The following is a 14,267-nucleotide window of genomic DNA, read 5'->3' as shown; positions in this document are numbered from 1 at the left end:
GAATTTTCCGGATCCAGCCAAATTCTGCGGCACATCAGCGATGAACCTGTCGAATGGCTTAGGCCAACTCGACTTCGGCGCCAGCTGCTTCCAGCTTGCCTTTGACTTCTTCGGCTTCGTCTTTCGACACGCCTTCTTTGATCTTGCCGCCAGCTTCGACCAGTTCTTTAGCTTCTTTCAGGCCCAGACCGGTGATGCCGCGAACTTCTTTGATCACGTTGATTTTCGAAGCGCCGGCGTTCTTCAGAACGACGTCGAATTCGGTTTTTTCTTCCTCAGCTGCGCCACCGGCGTCGCCACCGGCTGCCATGACAACTGCGCCGCCTGCTGCGGGTTCGATGCCATATTCGTCTTTGAGGATGGTTTTCAGTTCTTGTGCTTCCAGCAGGGTCAGACCCACGATGCTTTCTGCGAGTGCTTTCAGATCAGCCATTTTATCAGCTCTTTCCGTTTACAGTGTGTGTTCCAACGTCAGGGTGGTTACCCTACGCAGATCATTCAGTGCCAACCGCTTACGCAGCTTCCGCCTTCTCTTCGATGGTGGAAAGGATGCTTGCGATGTTGCTTGCAGGTGCGCCAATTGCGCCAGCGATGTTCGAAGCAGGTGCGCCAAGCATGCCCGCGATAGTAGCAATAAGCTCCTCGCGCGAAGGCATTTTCGACACGGCTTCGACGCCGGCACGATCCAGAGCGTTCTCACCCATTGCACCGCCAAGAATTTCGAACTTTTGGTTCTCTTTGGCGTAGTCCTGGGCCACTTTGGCTGCTGCCACAGGGTCCTCGGAATAGGTCAGAACGGTCATACCCGTCAGCAGGTCGGCAATGCTTTCACATGGCTTTCCGTCGAGGGCGATTTTGGCGAGCCTGTTCTTGGCAACACGCACGGAGCCACCCGCGTCACGAGCACGTGCGCGAAGGTCCTGCATCTCGGCAACTGTCAGACCGGCGTAGTGCGAAACCACTACGACGCCAGAGCTTTCGAAGATTTGGCCGAGTTCCTCGACCACTTTCTCTTTCTGGGCTCTATCCACAGTTCTCTCCAAGTTTGGGGCGATATCTCACCCCGGCTCATATTAGCCGCAGCTTTCGCTCCGGCGTTCAGGTCCGTTGTTACGGGATTGGCCAAAATGCGCCCGAGGGTTGGACCCCCCAGAATTCTTTGGTCTTACCCGTCTCAGGCAGGGAATTAAGGGGCCATATGGCACCACCCACCGTCTTGGACGAAACAAAATAAAGCGCACGACGAATCGCACGCTTTACTTCGTAGCCTTACTTAGGGCAGATGGGGCCGGTTTCCAAGGGGTAAATTGCGGTTTCCGCAGGTTCGCCACAGCATCTGTCGAAAACGATTTCCACCCTGTTTGGGGCCTAGCGTGCTGATAGACGCAGATTTGCGAAATACAACGCGCAAACGCCAAATCAAGCAGGTCCAAGCATCGACTTTCCGTTGACACGGACATCGCACTGTTATCCTGTCCGGGGACTGGACAATAACACTCAGGACTTGGCTCGTTGGCTGGAACGCTGTCCCTTTCAGACGAAGAAGATGCCCGCGTCGCCTCGTACATCGACGAGTATTCAAACCAGTTCCTGAAGGAGCCCGTCGGCCGCTATGAATGCATCTACCGATCGCATGCGTTCGACGACACGCGATCCGTCGTGATCCTGCATACCGCAGCGCAGGCTTTCGCCCTTAAGATCGACACGCAATCGCCAGACACCGGGCGATTGAAGAACGAATTTGACCTGCTCGTCGAACTGTACCGATTTTTTGAGGGCAATGAGACCTCACGCGTTGTCCGGCCCGTTTACCTCTCGCCAGGTGGTGCTTTTCTGGTGACCGAATACATCAATCGGCCGACCGCCGTTGATCTGATCTATAACAGCAAGGACGACGATCAGGTCGCCCAGGTGTACCGTCGCGCGGGGTCGTGGCTGAACGATCTTCACAGTCGCAACCCGCCTGTTCGTTACGCCTTTCGCCCCAGGTGGATGACAGACAGCCTGAAAGAGCTGATGACGGCCGTTCCCAATAAAATCGCGAACCAAAGCCGGACGAGGGTAAACCTTATGCTGTCCGAAGGGACCCGCCTGAAGGGCACCGAGGACCTGCGCGTGTTTTCACATGGCGATTATCACGGACAGAACCTGATTGTAGGACAGGGGAAAACGATTGGTCTGGATTTCACCGAAGCCCGAGACAAGCTGGCGGTCTACGATATCGTCGATTTTCTGAAGGCGGATATCTTTCGGAATGGTGGCGCAGCGGGTGTCGACCGAAGCGGTATCCTTAAAAGAAACAAGGACATGTTTTTTCGCCTTTACCGACATCCTGTCAATGTTGAAGTCTTGGAGTATTGTCTCCGCGGACGGTTGTTGAAAGACTGGCTGGCCTTGTGGCGAAACGACCACGAATGCAGCGAATTCGAAAGAGACAAACGACAACGACTGGGCGATCGCCTGCAAGTCGCGTTTCAACACCGTTGAGCTGGATGGATGGTCAGCCCGAATGACGGGATTGTGAGCGGGAACGCGAAAATCTTAGTTGACCGCAGCACTCTGAAAATCTGTTATCCCAATCCATAACTCACACGGCCTTTGTCAGCTTAGGCCGACAATATCCGGTACGCAGAAGGTAAGTCCGATAGATGGTTGAACGCAGTTTTTTTGCTCAGGACAGCTTTAGCCTGATCGCTACTTTTGTCCCGGATACAGCTGACGCAAACGATATCGTGGTCGGCGGCTCGATCATCAATAATTCGGACACACCGGATGGCACTATCTTTACCTATTCGGGCGGCAGCGGAACCACCATCACCTTGGATGACACAGCTGGCAGCCCCGACGTTTTTGAAGATGATCTTCCAACGGGCCACATCATCACGGATGGCGGTGGCATTGTGACAAACGGAACGCAGGTTGAATCCGAGTCGACAATCACTGTGCGCGCTCTCGACGACGATCTCAATCCGACCGGGCCAGAGATCACCATCTATGTGTTTTCCCAGAATGGGATTACTCAGGACGTTTGGGGCTTTGCCACATCCGCCCCCCTGGACACTGGGACGTCATATGTCAAAATCAGTGGGTCGAATGCCGGGTCATCCGCCTATACGGACTATGTCACCTGCTTTGGGCCGGGAACCCTGATCGAAACCGCCGACGGTATCGTTGAGGTACAAGACCTCACAAAAGGTCAACGCGTCTGGACACGGGACAGCGGATTTCAACCGATCCTCTGGATCGGAACGACCGAGGTTCACGGTCATGGGCCATTTGCTCCGGTGGTGATCGAGGCTGGCGCTATCGGGAACACGAAAGAGCTGGTGGTTTCGCAACAGCATCGAATTCTGATCGGCTCACCTGCCACTGACATGCTTTTTGGATCATCCGAAGTGTTCGTGACCGCCAAGCACCTGTGTGGCCTGCCGGGGGTTTCGATCCGCCCGACGGATCGCATTACCTACACCCACTTCATGTTCGACCGACACCACATTGTCCGGTCCAACGGCGCACTGACGGAAAGCTACTACTACGGCGACAACGCAAAATACGCGCTGTCGTCCCCGCAACGGTCAGAAATCCTGGCGCTGTTCCCGTCGATCGAGGATATCAGCGATGCGTTCCAGCGCACCGCAGCCCCAACAATCAACGCGCGTGAGGCCGGTGTATTACGGGCATATATCTAAGCCGTAGAAGTCAGACGCGCGCAGTCTTAAACCGCAGCTTCCGCCTGGCGCAGGCCACTTGAATGCGACCCTCACGCGGACAGCTCGATCATCTTTAAGTATAAAAAAAATCCCGGGCGGTTTGCACCACCCGGGATTTCATATTCGCGTTATTGCAATTGGGCTTATTCGCCCGAAGCAGCAGCAACATCCAAAGTCACGCCAGGGCCCATGGTTGAGCTCAGCGCGATTTTCTTCATGTAGGTGCCTTTGGCGCCTGTCGGCTTGGCCTTGGCCACGGCCGAGATAAAGGCGCGGACGTTTTCGACCAGCTTGGCTTCGTCGAAGGACGCTTTGCCAACACCGGCGTGCACAACGCCGCCTTTTTCTGCCTTGAACTGAACTTCACCACCCTTGGCTGCTTCCACGGCCGCTTTCACGTCCAGGGTCACGGTGCCAACCTTGGGGTTCGGCATCAGGTTACGGGGGCCCAGAACTTTACCCAGACGACCGACGATCGGCATCATGTCCGGGGTGGCAATGCAACGATCGAATTCGATGGTGCCGCCCTGGATGGTTTCCATCAGGTCTTCTGCGCCGATGATATCCGCGCCAGCTTCTTTCGCTTCGTCAGCCTTGGGGCCACGAGCAAAAACAGCAACGCGCATCGTTTTACCGGTGCCATTGGGCAGGCCGACAACGCCACGAACCATCTGGTCTGCGTGACGGGTGTCAACACCCAGGTTCAGAGCGATCTCGACGGTTTCGTCAAACTTCGAAGTTGCGTGGGCTTTAACCAGTGCAACCGCTTCTTCCACCGACAGATCTGTCTTGCCAGCGAAAGCTTCGCGCGCGGTTCGCGTACGTTTACCGAGTTTTGCCATCTTACTTCACCTCGATGCCCATAGAGCGGGCCGAGCCCAGGATGATCTGCATTGCGCCTTCGACGTCGTTGGCGTTGAGATCTTTCATTTTGGCTTCGGCGATTTCGCGAACCTGCTTCGAGGTAACGGTTGCCACGGTCTCACGACCTGGGTTTTCCGCGCCACGGGGGCGGTTACGCTTACCAACCGGCTTCAGACCAGCGGCTTTTTTCAGGTAATAAGACGCGGGCGGCGTCTTAATGTCCATGGTGAAGGACTTGTCCTGATAATAGGTGATCACGGTCGGGCAAGGTGCGCCTTGCTCCATGTCTGCGGTCTTGGCGTTGAACGCCTTGCAGAATTCCATGATGTTGATGCCGCGCTGACCCAGCGCCGGACCAACTGGCGGCGACGGGTTCGCCTGACCTGCAGGAACCTGCAGTTTCATTGTACCAGCAAGCTTCTTGGCCATTTGGTTTTCCTTTCAACGTAGGCAGGACGCGTCCCACCCGGTTTATGTTGCGTGGTCCGATCCGGGATCGCGATCCCAGCAACCTCCCACGAGAGAATCTCGCCCAAAGACGATAGAGGCGGCATTTATCCGGGAATGCGGGATTTGGCAAGGGGATTGCATCGCTGCGTTACTCTACCAGTTAAGGGCAGATCAGTTCTGCTTCGTAACCTGCGTATAGTCCAGTTCGACCGGGGTTTCGCGGCCAAAGTCCAAAACCGAAACGTCCAGGTTCTGGACCTCGCCGTCCACGCCGTCGATCATGCCGCAGAAATCCCCGAACGGGCCGTGGGGGACCTGTTCGTCCCCATCTCGGTGTCAGAAAACTGTTTACCCTCGCGCAATCAGCGTCAAATTGGCAAAAATCCGCTAAAAATCGCCTAAAGACACTGCCTAGGGCGTCACGGCAACGTCCAATCCCGCGTTGCGTAGTGAATGTGCTATACTTCCCGAATTCAGGCGTTTTGTTTTGGAGGTAAGTTATGATTTTTCGTTTAGTAATGACGCTCGGAATCGCCCTATCCTTTGCTGTAGCAGTTCCTCAGGTGGTGCGGGCCGACGCCGGTGACTTCCTCGGCGGCGCTGTCGTTGGTGGGGTCTTAGGTTACGCGATCGGCCAGGACCAGCAGAAGAAAAAAACCCAGAGAACAACGCGGTCAACTCGGACCTACCGGCAGGGTATACCGTCGACGACGCAAGGTGCGCAAACTCAGACCGCGCTCAACTACTTCGGCTACAATGCCGGAGGGGTCGATGGTCAGGTTGGCCGCGGAACCCGGGCTGCAATCGAACGTTACCAGGTTTCAATGGGCTACCCTATCAATGGCTATGATTTTCAGCCCTATCAGCGCGACTTCCTGATGCAGGCATACTATTGGGCGACAAGCGGAGGACAAGCTTCTACTCAACTGTCGGGTCAGCCTCTTTTGTTGGCGTATCGCCAACAGGTGCATAGCGGCACAGCTCTGGCAGCTGCTCCCCAGCCCCCGGCAGTGGCAGCCCCCGTCGCAACCTCGCAAGAGGCCGAACCCGCGACGGATGTTGCCGAAGCACCATCCGCTACCCTGCCGACCCTATTTTCTGGTGGCGCAACAGGCCCATCACTCGCCAATCGCTGCAGCGCGGTTATGCTTCAAACATCAACCAATGGCGGCTACACGACTTTGGCAAATATGGCCGATCCTGATTTTGCACTAAGCGAACAGTTCTGCCTAGCTCGAAGCTATGCGATGGCGCGAGGTGAAGATCTGATGCAGGACATTCAGGGACTGACACCAGATCAGGTAGCAGCCCAATGCGATGTCTTTGGTGAGATGTTGGAGCCGCAAGTTGTTGCGCTGTCTCTGAAATCAAGGACAGAATCGGAAACTCAGATGCGCAAGCTTGCATTGGATTCTGGGCTCAGCCCTGAAGATCTTGCGGCGACAAGCAAAGTCTGTCTGGCAATGGGTTACCTTCAGGACAACATGGATACCGCTCTTGGTTCTGCACTGATGTTGGTCGCAATGGGCGAGCCAGCCTATGGAGAGTTGGTTGGACACCACCTGCGCGAAGGCTTTGGTGTACAAGAACGCCGCGATCTTGCGATGCAGTGGTACGATGCGAGCCTTTCTGCGCTGGATGCAGGATCGCAGGCTGTCTTCTTGCCATCCCAATCGGACCGCCCGCAACTCTTGCGAGCGGCTATGGTGCAGGCGCGATAAGCCGATAAACTAAACGCTTTGGCCGTCTGCCATGCTGAAACAAAAAAGCGCCGCGTTGCGTGTTGCATCGCGGCGTTACTAATGTAGCCAGAAAACCACCTAGCTCTACTTCGCAGGCTGCTAGAAACCTAGTTCGACCGTGACTTCACCGCCAAAAGTCAAAACAGCAGCTTGACCAGCACATCCCACCCGACTTGTTTCGCGCGGTCAGATACGGGACCGCGATCCCAGCAACCTCCCACGAGAGAATCTCGCCCGAAGACGATAGAGGCGGCATGAATAGGGGAATGGTGGCGTTGGCAAAAAGCTCGCACCTTATTTTCAAAAGGCGCGTTTGTGTCACGGGCGAGCCTCTGTACAGTCAGAAACAGCGAAACAAAATAAATAAATTGAATACATAAGTTGCTTAAGAAACGCAGGCGGGTATCTTGGTACAGCTTGGACACAGAAGAGGTGGTCAGGGATGGCATCATCTCGACTGAACAAGGGACTATTGGTCTGCATTCTTTTTGCTATGCTGCCGGGCTGTGGTAGCAAGGCTCAGGATCAGGGCACAGAGCCGGAGCCGGTCACGCAAACCGGCGGGTCCAACAGTTCTTCTTCATACTCTTCGACGGGAATTGATCCTGCCACCTATGCCGGTCGGTTTCAGATCAAATTAACTAAAGAAGTCCCGTTGCGCGATATTCCCGTTCCCTTCACTGTCTATGGTGGCCTCGAAGAAGCCAGCCCAACCCGTTTGCAACTGCGCGCCTTCATGGATTTGCGCGGATTGCAGGAAAAAGCGCCTCAGATACTGACCGGTCCTTTGGAAGAAAGCTGCAAACGCCAAATCTACCTCGAGATCCGTAACATCACCGCCAAAGATGACACAGTGCAGATTGAAGGCTCTGCCCGCGCGCGGTTTACAACCTGCAATCGGCGCGAAGAACCTGGCTTTCGATACTTTGGGGCCACAGTAGACGCGGTCGCCGTCGCTAAGGCCGAGGTGAAGGGCCAATGCCTGAGATTCAGCATCGAAGGTGTTGATCTAAATCCGCGCGGTTTTATTGGCGCTGTCTCCAATCTCTTCGGCCTGACCAACCGCATCAACGAAGCCGTCCTCGAAAAAGGCGGGGAGTTTTTGGCTGCGCACCCGGTCTGCCCGCCATTGCCCGCAGAGTTCACTTTACTCGACCCGGTTTACGAGTCCGGAGGCACTCGGGAAATTGCGCCTGGCGGGATGGGTGCTGCTATTGTCGGATCTGCCGATGTCAGCGCTGAGACAATTGTCGAAGTCCTTGGAGGACTGAAGGAGCTTGGCGTATTGGAGTTTGCTGAATGAGACTTTGGTTAATTTTTCCAGTCTTAATGGCAGTTGTTCTGGGAGCCCGAGCACCCAACGCGCAACAGGTAGATTTTGTCATCGACGCAACGCTGCCAGTTCGTGATACGGAATTGCCATATACGCTTGATCTGAACCTCTCCGCCGCTGCCCCGACGCGGATCGGTGTGGGTGCCCTTCTTGATCTGCGCGAAGTACAGAAAACTGTTCCTGAGCGACTGGCGGAAAACGCAATAGTCGACAATTGCGGCCTGCAAGTCCGACTGGATGAATTCAGCTTTAAAGCCCAAGACGACGCGATAGATCTGGATGGGCAAGTGACCATCACGATCTTTGAATGCAGCCGAACCAGTGAGCGCGACTTTCAGCGGGGTGAACAAAAAAATGCTATTCAGGCAAACATGTCCACCGAAGCGACTGTCGACTTGCGGGACAACTGTGCCTATTTCGAAATTGTCGACCTCGTACTCACGGCTCCCGAAGCGCAGCGCGAAAAACTCCTTGAGGACGATACCCTCGAGTCCGTCAAGAAACTGATGTTGGCCGCCGTAGACCTTGTTTTGAAAGAAACCCCTTTGTGTCCGGTCCTGCCGGCAGAGCTCGCGTCTCTTGATCCGATTTATGACACCGGCGGCCCACGAGAGATCGGGGAGGGCGGACTTGGTGTTTTCTTGGACGGTTCGGTGGATGTCAGCCCGTCGACAATTCTGGACATCCTAACAGTTCTTCAACAACAAGAACTAATTCCCGGACCGCCCTAGCTGCAAAGCTCTATTTTTCCGGTCGAGATCTTCCGCCTTTCACCCGTGAACCTGAAAAGCTGATGCCATAAAAGCAAAAACGCCGCGTTGCTCCAAGCATCGCGGCGCTCCAAAATTCGCTGAAGTGGGGTTTTAGCCCTGCTTCGTAACCTGCGTAAAGTCCAGCTCGACCGGGGTTTCGCGACCAAAGATCGAAACCGAGACTTTCAGCTTCTGGGCTTCGTCGTCCACACCTTCGACCATCCCGTCGAAATCTTCGAACGGACCGTCGTTGACCTTGACCTTCTCGCCCACTTCGAACGAGATCATCAGTTTCGGCGCGTCTTCACCTTCCTGAACACGGTTGAGGATCTGGTTCACCTCGGCGTCGCGCATCGGCATCGGGCGGCCCTGCGGACCCAGGAAGCCGGTGACCCGGTTGATAGAGTTGACCAAGTGATAGCCCTGATCCGACATTTCCATATGCACCAACACGTAGCCGGGCATAAAGCGGCGTTCGGTCGTGACCTTCTTTCCCCGGCGCACTTCGATCACCTCTTCGGTGGGCACCAGTACTTCGTCGATATCGTCCTCAAGGCCTTGCTCAGCCACGGACGTGCGGATCTGCTCTGCGATCTTCTTTTCGAAGTTCGAAAGAACGCTGACCGAGTACCACCGTTTCGCCATGAACCTGTCGTCCTTGTTTGCCTTCGGTGCGTTCGGAATTCCGCAAGCACCGTCATTGAAATTCTGTCACGTCACCCGGAATAAAAAGCGGCGCACAGCCCGAATCGCCGCACGCCCATTCCGAATAGTACTGTGTCAACTACTCTGACATCCCGCGCTGTGCAAGGGGGCTGTGGCGTTTCCGCTCGGCCCAATCCGGTTTAACCGAATGCGCCCAGGATCAGTTGAAGACCGCCGCGAATACCCAGATCGACCAGCGCAAAGAACACGGCGGTCAGGGCCGCCATGATGAACACCATGACCGTGGTCAGCAGAACCTCGCGACGCGTGGGCCATACGACCTTTGCGACTTCGGCGCGGACTTGCTGAATGAACTGGATCGGATTCACTGTTGCCATTTGGCTTGGTTCTCTCTGCTAGCGGATGGGCCGGACATAACCGGGCATTGCGGCAATTTCAAGAGTGGTCAGGACTTGGGTTTGTCATCCCATTCATCGCTGAGGATACGCCGCGCGTCACCTTCGGGATCATCATACTGGTTCGACCGCACCGTGTAGATAAACGCCACAAGGCCAACCCCGCCCAAAAACAGAGAAATCGGTATGAGATAGGCCAGAACTTCCATATCAACTACCTCAGGCGCAAGGCATTCAGGGACACGGTAATGGACGAGGTCGACATCGCCAATGCCGCGATCAGCGGTGTGGCAAACCCGGCCACGGCCAAGGGTACGGCTATAATATTGTAAACCGTAGCGATGCGAAAGTTCTCGCGAATCCTTTTGGTCGCCTTCACCGCTGTGTCACCGGCATCTGCAATCGGGGTCAAGTCGTTGCCGAGTAATACGATATCCGACGCCACCCGCGCCGCGTCCAGCGCCGAGGCGGGCGAGATTGACACATGCGCCGCTGCAAGCGCCGCCGTATCGTTCAGCCCGTCACCAACCATCAGGACATGGCGGCCCTGGTCGCTGAGCTTCTGCACATGGGTGGCTTTATCCTGAGGCAGCGCCTCGGCAATCCATGTTTCAATCCCAAGCTTGTCTGCCAGCGTTTGAACCGCGCCTCGTGTATCACCCGAGATGAGAACGACGCTCTTTCCGCCGTCACGGAACGCCTGCACGGCCTCAGCCGCGCCCGGACGCAGTGAATCCGAGAACAGGAACGCAACCGGTGACTGCCCCGTGACCGCCAACCAAGCTGCCGTCTGATCACCTTCGGTCGCGCCAGTCCAACCGGCGCGCCCAAGGCGCACGCGCTGACCACGGTAGGTTCCTTCGGTACCATACCCCGGAACCTCGACCACATCCTCAAGTCTGGCAGGCTTGATCCCGGCATCTCTGGTTGACTTGGCAAGCGACACCGACAAGGGATGCGAAGACGCCTCGGCCAGCGCCAGTGCAATCTCAAGATCCGCTCGGGAATGATCCTCAAGATTGGTCAATTCCGGAGTGCCGGATGTAAGTGTGCCGGTTTTATCAAAAACGACCGTATCAACCTCGGCCAGACGTTCCAGCGCAGTAGAGTGTTTGATCAGCATCCCCTTGCGGAACAGTCGCCCCGAGGCCGCCGTCGTCACCGCAGGCACGGCAAGCCCCAGCGCACAGGGGCAGGTGATGATCAGAACCGCCGCAGCGATGTTCAGCGCGGTTCGGATATCGCCGGAATAGATGTACCAACCCAAAAAACTAAGCGCGGACAGAATATGCACCCCCGGCGCGTATAGCTTGGCCGCCTTGTCAGCCAGCGACGTATAGCGCGATCGACCGGATTCTGCGATTGCCACCAGATCCGCCATACGGTGCAATGAAGTATCCTCACCGACCGCTGTGGTCCGGATCGTCAGCGGGCCGGTCAGGTTAACCTCACCCGCGCTGACGGCAAGACCGGCTTCGGCAAAGACCGGGAGGGTCTCGCCCGTCAACAATGACCGGTCGAGCTCCGATTTGCCCGATACAATCTCACCATCCACAGGCATACGCCCGCCGGGCCGAACTAGAATCAGATCACCAACCGCGAGGCTTGCGACGGACACCTCTTCTTCCGCCCCATCCACCAAGCGAATGGCACGCGGCACTTCCAGGGCCGTCAGTTCTTCGGCTGCTGATCGCGCTGCGGCGCGGGTGCGGTAGTCCAGATATCGGCCTGCGAGCAGGAAGAAGGTCAACGTCAGTGCGGCGTCGAAATACGCATGCTCTCCGCTAAGCGCGGTTTCCCAAAGCGACGTGACAAGTGCCAGTAGGATCGCCAGCACAATCGGCACATCCATGTTCAATCGTTTGACGCGCAGTGCACTCCAGGCGTTGGCGAAGAAGGGCTGCGCGGAAAAGGCAATCGCAGGCAGCGCAATGGCCGCTGAAATCCAGTGAAACAGGTCCCGCGTCGCATCCGTAGCCCCTGACCAGACCGACACAGACAACAGCATCACGTTCATCGACGCGAAACCAGCCACCGCAAGTCGCATTAGCAGATCACGCCCGGCCTTGTCGGATTGGGTAGCCGACAAAGCGCCCGGGTCCAGCTCATGCGCCTCGTACCCGGCGCGCTCCAAAACGGGGATCAGGTCGGCAGCGTGTGTCTCAGCGGCTGCTTTGACCATTGCACGCTTGAGCGTCAGATTGACCCGCGCGTCCTCGACACCCGGATGGGCGTTCAGCGCGCGCTCGACATTCGCAATACAGGCCGAGCAGTGAATGCCGGGCAGAGATAGGGCAATCTGCACATCTTCAGGAACGGGCCGCGCTGGTTCAGCCGGAGCTGCGATGCAACCGGGACACGCCGCCGTACCTGAGCTGAGCTGAGCGGTCATCCCCTACCCTTTCACATACAACGGGACCCGCTGCGCAAATTCGGCACCGCTGTTGTCTTTGGCCACCAGACGGATGTTCCAGTTCCCCTTGCCCAGCGCTGCGGGCGTGGAATAGGCGGTCCCGTCAAAAGTGAAATCCGGGGTGAAATCCTCTTTCACATGTGTCGCCCGGCCAACAACTGCCTGCAGCTCGGCCACCTTGACCGGCGCACCGGTTTGGTCGGTGATGTGCAGGATCAAAAGACCGCCATTGGTCTCAGCCCGGATTTCCCAACCCAAGGCCTGTTGCACCTTCAGGCGCTCGTTGAACTCCTGACTGGCGACGTAAGAGTTTTTGACCTCAAGCCCGGGAAAGGTTTTGACAGCTTTGTAGGCCAGCACGAGATTCACGGAAATGATCACCCCGAAAGCAGCGACAAAGATCGCCAGAAAGTGCTTTCCGGTAAATTGACGCTCGGCCATCTCAGTTTCCTCGTCCATTGAACGTCGTGTCCTTGTAGGCGCGCTCACCGCTTTCGATATCCTCGATCCAGATCCGAACCGGTGTCGCGTCCGCCGCTGCCGGATCCGTGTCTTTCGAGGCGATAATATAGACCCGCTGCAATTGCGCAGTATCCGCCGTGACATTCACCGTATCAAGTGGCGTGCCTTCGATCACGATCCGCATCGCCGGATCACCGGACAGAGACAGCTTGAACAGCCGTTCCTCGCCATGTTTGTTCCGCACGCGCACATCATAGGTGTTGCGGATCGTGCCGTCGGACAGGGTGACAAAGGTCGGGTTGCGAACCGGGGCCACGGTAACTTCGATGTCGGACCGAATGAACAGGGCAAACAGCAACCCAAAGCCGACAAGTGACCAAAGGGCCGTGTACAGGATGGTCCGGGGCCGCAGGATATGTTTCCAGACATTCTTTGGCGGCTTGCCTGCCCGCTCGCTAGTTTCATCGCTCAGCGCCATATAGTCGATCAGGCCGCGTGGTTTTCCAATCTTGGCCATCATGTCGTCACAGGCGTCGATGCACAGCGCACAGGTGATGCACTCCAATTGCTGCCCGTCGCGAATGTCGATTCCAACCGGGCAGACATTGACGCAGGCCATACAGTCGATGCAGTCGCCCAGCTCGGAATCCGCAGTACGTTTGCCCTTGCCGCGCGGCTCACCACGCCATTCACGGTACCCGACGACGAGTGTATCCTCGTCCATCATCGCCGCCTGAATCCGGGGCCATGGGCAGGCATAGATACAAATCTGTTCGCGCGCGAAGCCACCGAACAGGAAGGTCGTTCCCGTCAAAATCAGTATTGTCGTATAGGCAACCGGATGGGCATTTCCGGTCACAAGGTCCCGCAGAAGTGTCGGCGCATCGGCAAAATAGAACACCCAGGCGCCACCGGTCGCCAGACCGATCAAAAGCCAGGTAGTCCATTTCGTCAGTCGCAACCGCGCTTTACGAAAGTCTAGCTTTTCCTGACGATGCAGACGCAACCGGGCGTTCCGATCCCCTTCAATCCAGCGTTCGACAAGGATGAACAGGTCAGTCCAAACCGTCTGTGGGCAGGCATATCCGCACCACACGCGCCCCAGTGCCGAAGTAAAAAGGAACAACCCCAACCCAGCCATGATCAACAGACCGGCAACAAAATAGAATTCATGCGGCCAGATCTCGATCCAGAAGAAATAGAACCTGCGGTTGGCCAAATCCAGCAACACCGCCTGATCCGGCAGGCTGGGCCCCCGGTCCCATCTGATCCACGGGGTAATGTAATAAATCCCCAATGTGACCGCGAGAATGATCCATTTCAGATTTCGAAACGGCCCGGACACGCGCCGCGGGAAAATGGGTTCTCGTGCGGCGTAAAGGCTGGGTGCGGGGTCGGAATCGCTCACGGGCTGGCTCCAGATGTGGCTATATCACGGTGTCTTTTTCCAGAACACAAAGGTAGCCACTTTGACATGGGT

Annotated in this window: 16 protein-coding genes and 1 pseudogene; 5 read left to right on the top strand and 12 right to left on the bottom strand. The window is 56.5% G+C overall.

Features of this window, described 5'->3' with window-relative positions; translation table 11 throughout:
- Nucleotides 1-58 precede the first annotated feature (58 nt).
- Both rplL and rplJ read right to left on the bottom strand, forming a co-directional pair.
- The gene (gene rplL / locus DHN12_RS16520; protein ID WP_037314964.1) at nucleotides 59-433 is read right to left on the bottom strand and encodes a 50S ribosomal protein L7/L12; all 375 of its coding nucleotides are present in this window, start codon (nucleotides 431-433) and stop codon (nucleotides 59-61) included.
- Nucleotides 434-512: 79 nt separating this feature from the next.
- Complete coding sequence (gene rplJ / locus DHN12_RS16515; protein WP_058272482.1) at nucleotides 513-1,031, bottom strand: 50S ribosomal protein L10; 519 nt, start codon at nucleotides 1,029-1,031, stop codon at nucleotides 513-515.
- Nucleotides 1,032-1,512: 481 nt separating this feature from the next.
- Here rplJ and DHN12_RS16510 point away from each other — a divergent pair, with 481 nt between their 5' ends.
- On the top strand, nucleotides 1,513-2,487 hold the full coding sequence (locus DHN12_RS16510) for a phosphotransferase (protein WP_108861195.1): 975 nt from the start codon (nucleotides 1,513-1,515) through the stop codon (nucleotides 2,485-2,487).
- 161 nt (nucleotides 2,488-2,648) lie between these two features.
- On the top strand, nucleotides 2,649-3,689 hold the full coding sequence (locus DHN12_RS16505; protein WP_108861194.1) for a Hint domain-containing protein: 1,041 nt from the start codon (nucleotides 2,649-2,651) through the stop codon (nucleotides 3,687-3,689).
- Nucleotides 3,690-3,853: 164 nt separating this feature from the next.
- Here the strand turns inward: DHN12_RS16505 and rplA are convergent, their stop codons facing one another.
- The 3 genes and pseudogenes from rplA to DHN12_RS16490 all read right to left on the bottom strand — a co-directional run.
- The gene (gene rplA, locus DHN12_RS16500; RefSeq protein WP_108861193.1) at nucleotides 3,854-4,552 is read right to left on the bottom strand and encodes a 50S ribosomal protein L1; all 699 of its coding nucleotides are present in this window, start codon (nucleotides 4,550-4,552) and stop codon (nucleotides 3,854-3,856) included.
- Between the two features lies 1 nt (nucleotide 4,553).
- Nucleotides 4,554-5,003 carry a 50S ribosomal protein L11 gene (gene rplK / locus DHN12_RS16495; protein ID WP_037314971.1) on the bottom strand — a complete coding sequence of 150 codons (450 nt, stop codon included), beginning with the start codon at nucleotides 5,001-5,003 and terminating at the stop codon, nucleotides 4,554-4,556.
- Nucleotides 5,004-5,195: 192 nt separating this feature from the next.
- Nucleotides 5,196-5,342 (bottom strand): annotated as a pseudogene (locus DHN12_RS16490) (transcription termination/antitermination protein NusG); the annotation flags it as partial.
- A 200-nt stretch (nucleotides 5,343-5,542) separates the two neighbouring features.
- Between DHN12_RS16490 and DHN12_RS16485 the strand changes: the two are divergent.
- Nucleotides 5,543-6,745 carry a peptidoglycan-binding protein gene (locus DHN12_RS16485; RefSeq protein WP_234416669.1) on the top strand — a complete coding sequence of 401 codons (1,203 nt, stop codon included), beginning with the start codon at nucleotides 5,543-5,545 and terminating at the stop codon, nucleotides 6,743-6,745.
- Between the two features lie 158 nt (nucleotides 6,746-6,903).
- Here DHN12_RS16485 and DHN12_RS24470 read toward each other — a convergent pair whose 3' ends face one another.
- The gene (locus tag DHN12_RS24470) at nucleotides 6,904-7,215 is read right to left on the bottom strand and encodes a hypothetical protein (RefSeq protein WP_234416668.1); all 312 of its coding nucleotides are present in this window, start codon (nucleotides 7,213-7,215) and stop codon (nucleotides 6,904-6,906) included.
- On the opposite strand from DHN12_RS24470, the gene DHN12_RS16480 reads away from it, so the two are divergent.
- Nucleotides 7,209-8,069 carry a hypothetical protein gene (locus DHN12_RS16480; protein ID WP_159090044.1) on the top strand — a complete coding sequence of 287 codons (861 nt, stop codon included), beginning with the start codon at nucleotides 7,209-7,211 and terminating at the stop codon, nucleotides 8,067-8,069. The genes DHN12_RS24470 and DHN12_RS16480 overlap by 7 nt on opposite strands.
- Before the next feature lie 26 nt (nucleotides 8,070-8,095).
- Nucleotides 8,096-8,830: a hypothetical protein gene (locus DHN12_RS16475; RefSeq protein WP_108861190.1), complete on the top strand. Its 735-nt coding sequence runs from the start codon at nucleotides 8,096-8,098 to the stop codon at nucleotides 8,828-8,830.
- A gap of 132 nt (nucleotides 8,831-8,962) precedes the next feature.
- Here the strand turns inward: DHN12_RS16475 and nusG are convergent, their stop codons facing one another.
- The 6 genes from nusG to ccoG all read right to left on the bottom strand — a co-directional run bounded on the left by nusG (nucleotide 8,963) and on the right by ccoG (nucleotide 14,195).
- Nucleotides 8,963-9,496, bottom strand: coding sequence for a transcription termination/antitermination protein NusG (nusG, locus tag DHN12_RS16470; protein ID WP_058272488.1), 534 nt, complete (start codon nucleotides 9,494-9,496; stop codon nucleotides 8,963-8,965).
- A 200-nt stretch (nucleotides 9,497-9,696) separates the two neighbouring features.
- Nucleotides 9,697-9,894: a preprotein translocase subunit SecE gene (gene secE, locus DHN12_RS16465; protein ID WP_108861189.1), complete on the bottom strand. Its 198-nt coding sequence runs from the start codon at nucleotides 9,892-9,894 to the stop codon at nucleotides 9,697-9,699.
- A gap of 68 nt (nucleotides 9,895-9,962) precedes the next feature.
- Nucleotides 9,963-10,121 (bottom strand): cbb3-type cytochrome oxidase assembly protein CcoS, encoded by a 159-nt coding sequence (ccoS, locus tag DHN12_RS16460; protein WP_058272490.1) that lies wholly within the window; start codon nucleotides 10,119-10,121, stop codon nucleotides 9,963-9,965.
- A gap of 5 nt (nucleotides 10,122-10,126) precedes the next feature.
- Nucleotides 10,127-12,304: a heavy metal translocating P-type ATPase gene (locus DHN12_RS16455; protein ID WP_108861188.1), complete on the bottom strand. Its 2,178-nt coding sequence runs from the start codon at nucleotides 12,302-12,304 to the stop codon at nucleotides 10,127-10,129.
- 3 nt (nucleotides 12,305-12,307) lie between these two features.
- Nucleotides 12,308-12,766 carry a FixH family protein gene (locus DHN12_RS16450; RefSeq protein ID WP_108861187.1) on the bottom strand — a complete coding sequence of 153 codons (459 nt, stop codon included), beginning with the start codon at nucleotides 12,764-12,766 and terminating at the stop codon, nucleotides 12,308-12,310.
- A gap of 1 nt (nucleotide 12,767) precedes the next feature.
- Nucleotides 12,768-14,195, bottom strand: a complete 1,428-nt coding sequence (gene ccoG, locus DHN12_RS16445) for a cytochrome c oxidase accessory protein CcoG (RefSeq protein ID WP_108861186.1) — start codon at nucleotides 14,193-14,195, stop codon at nucleotides 12,768-12,770.
- Nucleotides 14,196-14,267: the final 72 nt, after the last annotated feature.

Origin of the sequence: Ruegeria sp. Alg231-54 (assembly GCF_900143525.1) — a bacterium.
GTDB lineage: Bacteria > Pseudomonadota > Alphaproteobacteria > Rhodobacterales > Rhodobacteraceae > Ruegeria.
This window is presented reverse-complemented; position numbering and strand designations above follow the sequence as displayed.